The sequence below is a fragment of the Duganella vulcania genome, assembly GCF_009857655.1.
In the GTDB taxonomy this organism is placed as follows: domain Bacteria; phylum Pseudomonadota; class Gammaproteobacteria; order Burkholderiales; family Burkholderiaceae_D; genus Rugamonas; species Rugamonas vulcania.
The window spans coordinates 22,787-30,096 of the sequence record NZ_WWCX01000076.1 but is presented as its reverse complement, the minus strand read 5'-3'; the positions used below and the strand labels follow the sequence as shown (position 1 = coordinate 30,096).

General features: G+C 69.8%; 5 protein-coding genes. All 5 read left to right on the top strand.

Annotated elements, in window-relative coordinates; genetic code table 11:
* Positions 1 to 548 (top strand): exosortase C-terminal domain/associated protein EpsI (locus GTP90_RS27080; RefSeq protein WP_161086419.1); only part of this gene is annotated, 548 nt, incomplete at its 5' end.
* Entirely contained in the window at positions 532 to 1,707 is a 1,176-nt protein-coding gene (locus GTP90_RS27075) for a TIGR03088 family PEP-CTERM/XrtA system glycosyltransferase (protein ID WP_161086418.1), read from the top strand. The genes GTP90_RS27080 and GTP90_RS27075, both read left to right, overlap by 17 nt.
* Before the next feature lie 2 nt (positions 1,708 to 1,709).
* Entirely contained in the window at positions 1,710 to 3,635 is a 1,926-nt protein-coding gene (locus tag GTP90_RS27070; RefSeq protein WP_161086417.1) for an XrtA/PEP-CTERM system amidotransferase, read from the top strand.
* Positions 3,636 to 3,637: 2 nt separating this feature from the next.
* The gene (locus GTP90_RS27065; protein WP_161086416.1) at positions 3,638 to 4,846 is read left to right on the top strand and encodes a TIGR04063 family PEP-CTERM/XrtA system glycosyltransferase; all 1,209 of its coding nucleotides are present in this window, start codon (positions 3,638 to 3,640) and stop codon (positions 4,844 to 4,846) included.
* Positions 4,843 to 7,305 (top strand): glycosyltransferase, encoded by a 2,463-nt coding sequence (locus GTP90_RS27060; protein WP_371875134.1) that lies wholly within the window; start codon positions 4,843 to 4,845, stop codon positions 7,303 to 7,305. Before GTP90_RS27065 ends, GTP90_RS27060 begins: the two co-directional genes overlap by 4 nt.
* Positions 7,306 to 7,310: the final 5 nt, after the last annotated feature.

Sequence of the window (7,310 nt, the reverse complement as noted above, 5' to 3'; positions counted from 1 at the left end):
AACCGCCGCTCACGCTCGCGGCCCCGCCCGGACCGTGGCGCGCCAGCCAGCTGCGCGACAGCGACTGGCAGGTCCGCCACGCGGGCGCGCCGCAGCGCTGGGCCGCCAACTATCGCGACGGCGTCCATCTGGTCTCGCTACAACTGACCTGGTACCGCCACCAATCCAAGGGCAACGAATTGTCGGCCCAGGTCTGGAACGCCCAGCAAACCGGACTGCAATGGAAGGAAATAGCGGACGGAGGCCGCCGCATACATTACGGCGAGCACAGCATTGAAATCCGACAGTCCACCGTCCAGGCCGGCGACACCAAGCTGCTGGTCTGGCGCTGGTACCGCCAGGCGGAACACGACACCAGCAGCCCGTTGCTGCTCAAGCTGCTGCTGGCCCGCGGCAAGCTGTTGGGCATGGACGACAGCGGCGCCGAGATCGTCCTGGCCAGCCGCTACGACGAGCGCCCCGAACAGGCGGCCGACGCCATGCAAAGCCTGTTGTCCGCCATGCTGCCCGCCATTGAACAAGGATTCGCTCATGTCGCCGGACAATGAACCTCCCGCCACGCCGTTGATCGTGCACCTGATCCACCGCCTCGACGTGGGCGGCCTGGAGAACGGCCTGATCAACCTGATCAACCACCTGCCGCCGGACCGCTACCGGCACGCCATCGTCTGCCTGCGCGACTACAGCGACTACCACCTGCGCATCCGGCGGCCCGGCGTGGAAATCATCAGCCTCAACAAGCGCGAGGGCAAGGATTGGGCGCACTATCTCAGGCTGTTCCAGACCCTCAAGCGCCTGCATCCGCTCATGATCCATACCCGCAACCTGTCCGGCATCGAGGGCCAGTTGCTGGCGGCAGTGGCCGGCGTGCGCCTGCGCGTGCACGGCGAGCACGGACGCGATATGCACGACCTCCACGGACTGAGCCGCAAATACCGGCTGCTGCGCAAGCTGCTGCGTCCGCTGATCGGCCACTTCATCGCGGTCAGCAAAGACCTGGAGACGTGGCTGATCGGCACCATCGGCGCGCGCCCGCAGCGCGTCACCCACATCTGCAACGGCGTCGACAGCCTGCAGTTCCACCCGCGCCTCGGCCCGCCGGCCGCCGTCGGCCCCGCCGGCTTCCTGTGCGAGGACGCCTTCGTCATCGGCAGCGTGGGCCGCATGGCCGAGGTCAAGGACCATCTGACGCTGGTGCACGCCTTCATCCTGCTGATTGCCGAGCACGCGCTGCCGCGCGACCGCCTGCGCCTGCTGATCGCCGGCGACGGCCCCAGCCGCCAGGCCTGCCTGGACCTGCTGCGCCAGGCCGGCATGGACGAGCTGGCCTGGCTGCCCGGCAACCGCGACGACATCCCGCAGCTGATGCGCGCGATGGACGTGTTCGTCCAGCCGTCGCTGGCCGAGGGCATGTCCAACACCATCCTGGAGGCGATGGCCACCGGCCTGCCGGTGGTGGCGACGGCGGTCGGCGGCAATCCCGACCTGGTCCGCGGGGGCTGGACCGGCACGCTGGTGCCCCCGAGCTCACCCGCCATGCTGGCCGACGCCCTCAACGACTACTACCGCCTGCCCGCGCTGGCCGTCAGCCATGGCCAGCGCGGACGGCGCCGGGTGCTGGCCGAATACAGCCTGAACGCGATGGCCGACGCCTACCTGGCCGTCTACGACGCCCTCGCCGCCCCAACGCGACCGATGAAAGGATAGCCATGTGCGCCATCGCCGGACTCTTCGACCTCCACCGCCATGCCGACATCGACGCCGGCCTGCTGCAAGCCATGACCGACCGCCAATTCCACCGCGGCCCGGACCAGGGCGGCACCCACCGCGAACCGGGCCTGGGTCTGGGCCACCGCCGCCTGTCCATCATCGACCTGGGCGGCGGCCAGCAGCCGCTGTTCAACGAGGACCGCAGCGTGGCGGTGGTCTACAACGGCGAGATCTACAACTACCCGGCGCTGATGCGCGAGTTGCAGCAGTTCGGCCACACCTTCCGCACCCACTGCGACACCGAGGTCATCGTCCACGCGTGGGAGCAATGGGGCGAACGCTGCGTGGAGCGCTTTCGCGGCATGTTCGCCTTCGCGCTGTGGGACCGGCGCCAGCAGTCGCTGCTGCTGGCGCGCGACCGCCTCGGCGTCAAGCCGCTGCACTACGCGCTGCTGGACGACGGCCAACTGCTGTTCGCCTCGGAAATGAAGGCGCTGCTGGTCCATGAAGGCCTGCGGCGCGAGCTCGACCCGCTGGCCGTCGAGGACTACTTCGCCTACGGCTACATCCCCGAGCCGCGCACCATCTTCCGCCAGATCCGCAAACTGCCGCCGGGACACACGCTGCTGCTGCGCAAAGGCCAGGCGCCGTCGGCGCCGCGCCAGTACTGGGACATTCCATTCGCCGTGCGCGCCCCCGTCAGCGAGGCGCAGGCCGCCGACGAGCTGCTGGCGCGCCTGCGCGAAGCGGTCCGCATCCGCCTGGTGGCCGAGGTGCCGCTGGGCGCCTTCCTGTCCGGCGGCGTCGATTCCAGCGCCGTGGTGGCCATGATGGCGCAGGAATCGCAGTCGCCCGTCAACACCTGTTCGATTGCCTTCGGCGACCCGCAATTCGACGAGACGCCCTACGCGCGCATGGTGGCCGAACGCTACGGCACCCACCACCACGCGCAACGCGTGGAGCAGCACGACATCAGCCCGGTCGACCGCCTGGCCGGCCTGTACGACGAACCCTACGCCGACAGCTCCGCCCTGCCGACCTACCAGGTCTGCCAGCTGGCGCGCCAGCACGTGACCGTGGCCCTGTCCGGCGACGGCGGCGACGAGAACCTGGCCGGCTACCGCCGCTACCGCTGGCACCTGCACGAGGAACGCTGGCGCACCCTGCTGCCATCCGGCCTGCGCCGTCCGCTGTTCGGCACGCTGGGCCGGCTCTATCCCAAGGCCGACTGGGCGCCGCGTCCGCTGCGCGCCAAGACCACCTTCCAGGCGCTGGCCCGCGATTCCGTGTCGGCGTACTTTCACAGCGTCAGCATCATGAGCGACCAACTGCGCGGTGCCCTGTTCAGCAACAAGCTCAAGGGCGACCTGGCCGGCTACCACGCGCGCGAGGTGCTGCAGCGGCACGCCCGGCAATGCCCCGCAGACGACGCCCTCTCGCGCATCCAATACCTGGACCTGAAAACCTACCTGCCCGGCGACATCCTCACCAAGGTCGACCGCGCCAGCATGGCCCATGGCCTCGAGGTCCGCGTACCGCTGCTGGACCATCAGCTGGTCGAATGGATGTCCAGCCTGCCTCCGGATTTGAAGCTGCGCGGCGGCATCGGCAAATACCTGTTCAAGCGCGCGCTCGAACGCCACCTGCCCGATGAGCTTCTGTACCGCGACAAGATGGGGTTCTCGGTGCCGCTCGCCGGCTGGTTGCGCGGCCCGTTGCGGCGCCAGCTTGAAAGCAGCCTGCGCAGCCCAGTGCTGGCCGGCTGCGGCATGTTCAACCTCGACCACATGCAAACGCTGCTGGCGCAGCATCTGTCCGGCCGCAGCGACCACAGCGCGCCGCTGTGGTCGCTGATGATGTTCGAATCCTTCCTGCGCCAGCTGCCGGCGGCCGCGCCGCGCAAGCTGGTGCGTCAGGCGGCCTGATCATGCGCGTGCTCCACATCCTCGACCATTCGCTGCCGCTGCACAGCGGGTACACCTTCCGCACGCTGGAGATCTTGCGCCAGCAACGCAAGCTGGGCTGGCACACGATCCACCTGACCAGCGCCAAGCACGGCGGCGCCGCCGACCAGCAGGACATCGACGGCTGGCACTTCTTCCGCACGCCGGCGTTGCGGCGCTGGTGGTCCGGCCTGCCGGTGCTGCGCCAGTGGGCCGTGGTCGTGGGCCTGCAACAGCGCCTGCTGCCGATCGCGGCCCGCTGCAAGCCGCACATCCTGCACGCGCACTCGCCCGCGCTCAACGCCGTCGCCGCGCTGCGCGTGGGACGGGCGCTGGGCATACCCGTGGTCTACGAGATCCGCGCGTTCTGGGAGGACGCCGCGGCCGACCACGGCACCAGCCGCCCCGGCGGCATCCGCTACCGGCTCACGCGCGCGCTGGAAAGCCACGTGCTGCGCCGCGCCGACGCCATCACCACCATCTCGCAGGGCCTGCGCGACGACATCGTGGCCCGGGGCATCCCCGCCAGCAAGGTCACCGTCATCCCCAACGCGGTCGACGGCAAGCGCTTCGCGGCGGTCACGCCGTCGCCGGGCAAGCTTGCCCACAGCCTGGGCCTGACCGGCAGCCCCGTTCTGGGCTTCATCGGCTCGTTCTACGCCTACGAGGGCCTGGCGCTGCTGGTCGCCGCCATGCCGCGCCTGCTGGCAGACGCGCCATCGATGCAACTGCTGCTGGTCGGCGGCGGCCCGCAGGAGGCCGCACTGCACGCGCTGGTGGAGGCGCTGGATCTGCGCGCCAGCGTCAAGTTCACCGGCCGCGTGCCGCAGGAACTGATCGGCGACTACTACCAGCTCACCGACATCCTGGTCTATCCGCGCCTGCCGATGCGCCTGACCGAGCTGGTCACGCCGCTCAAGCCGCTGGAAGCCATGGCGCAGGGGCGCCTGGTGGTGGCGTCGGACGTCGGCGGCCACCGCGAACTGATCGAGCACGGCAAGACCGGCCTCCTCTTCAAAGCCGGCGACGCCGGGGCGCTGGCGGCCCAGGTCCTGCACCTGGTCCACCATGCCGACACCTGGCCTGCGCTGCGCCGGCAGGCCCGCGCCTTCGTGGAAGCCGAGCGCAACTGGCCGGCCTGCGTCGCCCGCTACATTCCCGTCTACCAGCGCTTGGTCGCGCCGCCGCCGTGAACGGCCCGCCGCCCCACACGGCGCGGCCGGTGGACGTCGCCGGACTGCGCATCGCCTTGGTCGGCCCTTTGCCGCCGCCCGATGGCGGCATCGCCAATCAAACCGTGCAGTTGGCCCGGCTGCTGCGCGAGGCCGGCGCCGAGGTCGAACTGGTGCAAGTCAATCCGGTCCAGCCGGCCTGGCTGGCCTCGCTGCGCGGTCTGCGCGGCGCCGCCCGCCTGCCGCCCTATCTGTGGCGCTTGTGGCAGGCCGCGGGCCGGGCGCAGCTGCTGCATGTCATGGCCCATTCCGGCTGGTCGTGGCACTTGCACACCGCGCCGGCGATCTGGATCGCCCGCCTGCGCGGCAAGGGCGTGTTGGTCAACTATCGCGGCGGCGAAGCGATGGGTTTTCTCAACCGCAGCGCGGCGCTGGTCCGTTGGAGCATGCGCCGGGTCCACGCGCTGATCGTGCCGTCCGCCTTCCTCGCCGAAGTCTTCACACTGCACGGCATGAACGCGCAAATCGTTCCGAACGTCATCGATCTGGCGCGATTCCATCCGCCGGCCGACGCCCCGCCGCACGCCGCCATCCTGGTCGCCCGCCACCTCGAACCGCTGTACGACCAGGCGACGGCCTTGAAGGCCTTCGCCATCGTCCGCCGCAGCCTGCCGCACGCCCACATGACCCTCTGCGGAGAAGGCCCGGAGCTGGGCAGATTGCAGCAACTGGCGCGGGACCTGGACCTGGGCGTAGCGCTGCACTTCACCGGCAGGCTGGACAACGCCACGATGGCCGCGCTCTATCGCCAGAGCGATCTGGCGCTCAACGCCAGCCTGGCCGACAACATGCCGAACTCCATCCTGGAAGCCTGGGCCAGCGGCGTGCCGGTCGTCAGCACGGACGTGGGCGGGATCCCGTATCTGGTGCGCGACCAGGTCAACGCCTTGCTGGTGCCGCCGCGCGACCCCGAAGCCATGGCCGAGGCCATGCTGGCCGTGCTGCAGTCCCCGGAGCGCGCGCGGGCGCTGGCCCGGGCCGGGCTGGCCGAGACGCAGCGCTACGCCTGGCGGCAAGTCGCTCCCCTGCTGACGGCGCAATACCGGCGCGTACTCAGGCGCCCGCCCGCGTCCGGCTACACGGCCTTGGTTTCCCGGCTGCTGTTTCCGCTGCACGAACTGCTCAAGCGGCACACCAGCGTGGCGCTGCGACAACGCATGGAACAAACCCAGTGGTGGCCGCAATCCCGATTGGAGTCGCTGCAGCTGACGCGACTGCGCGCGCTGCTGCTGCACGCGTCCGAACATGTGCCGTACTACCGCCAGCTTTATGCCAGGCTCGACTTCGACGCCAGCCGCGTCCGCGACCTGCGCCAGCTGAGCCGCCTGCCCGTCCTGGCCAAGGCCGACATCAACCGCCACCGGGCCGACTTCATAGCCGACAACGCCGGGCCGCTGCAGCGCTTCAATACAGGAGGCTCCAGCGGCGAGCCGCTGATCTTCTTCCAAGGCAAGGCGCGGGTCAGCCACGACGTGGCCGCCAAATGGCGCGCCACCCGCTGGTGGGGCGTCGACATCGGCGATCCCGAAGCGTTGATGTGGGGATCGCCGATCGAACTCAAGGCCCAGGACCGCTGGCGCACGCGGCGCGACCGCATGCTGCGCAGCCTGCTGTTGCCGGCGTTCGACCTGTCCCCCGCCCGCCTGGACGACTACCTGAACAAGCTGCAGCGGCAACGGCCCGCCATGCTGTTCGGCTACCCATCGGCCCTGTGCGTGCTGGCGCGGCACGCACAGGGCAGGCACATCCGCCTGGACCAACTGGGCATCAAAGTGGTGTTCGTCACCGCCGAACGGCTCTATGAAGAACAACGCACCTTGCTGGAGCAGGCGTTCGGCGCCCCGGTCGCCAACGGCTACGGCGGGCGCGACGCCGGCTTCCTCGCCCACGAATGTCCGGAAGGCGGCCTGCACATCACCGCCGAGGACGTCATCCTGGAAATCGTCGATCCGCAGGGCGCACCGGTCGCGCCGGGCGAGAGCGGCGCCATCGTCGTCACCCACCTCGCCAGCGGCGACTTCCCGTTCATCCGCTACGCCACCGGCGACGTCGGCGCGCTCGACACCCGCGCCTGCGTCTGCGGCCGCGGCCTGCCGCTGCTGAAACGCGTGGAGGGCCGCGTCACCGATTTCGTGGTCGCGCGCGACGGCACCGTCATGCACGGGCTGGCGCTGATCTACGTGCTGCGCGACCTGCCGCAGATACGCGCCTTCAAGATCATCCAGGAAAGCCTGGACGTCACGCGCGTGCTGCTGGTGAGCGTCAGCGGCCTGGCGCCGTCCCTGCGGATCGACATCACCAGCCAGTTTCGCGCGCGCCTGGGCGCGTCGGTGGACATCGTGATCGAAGAAGTCACGGAGATCCCGGCGGAAGCTTCCGGCAAGCACCGTTACGTCATCAGCAAGGTAGCGACCAACTGAACCAG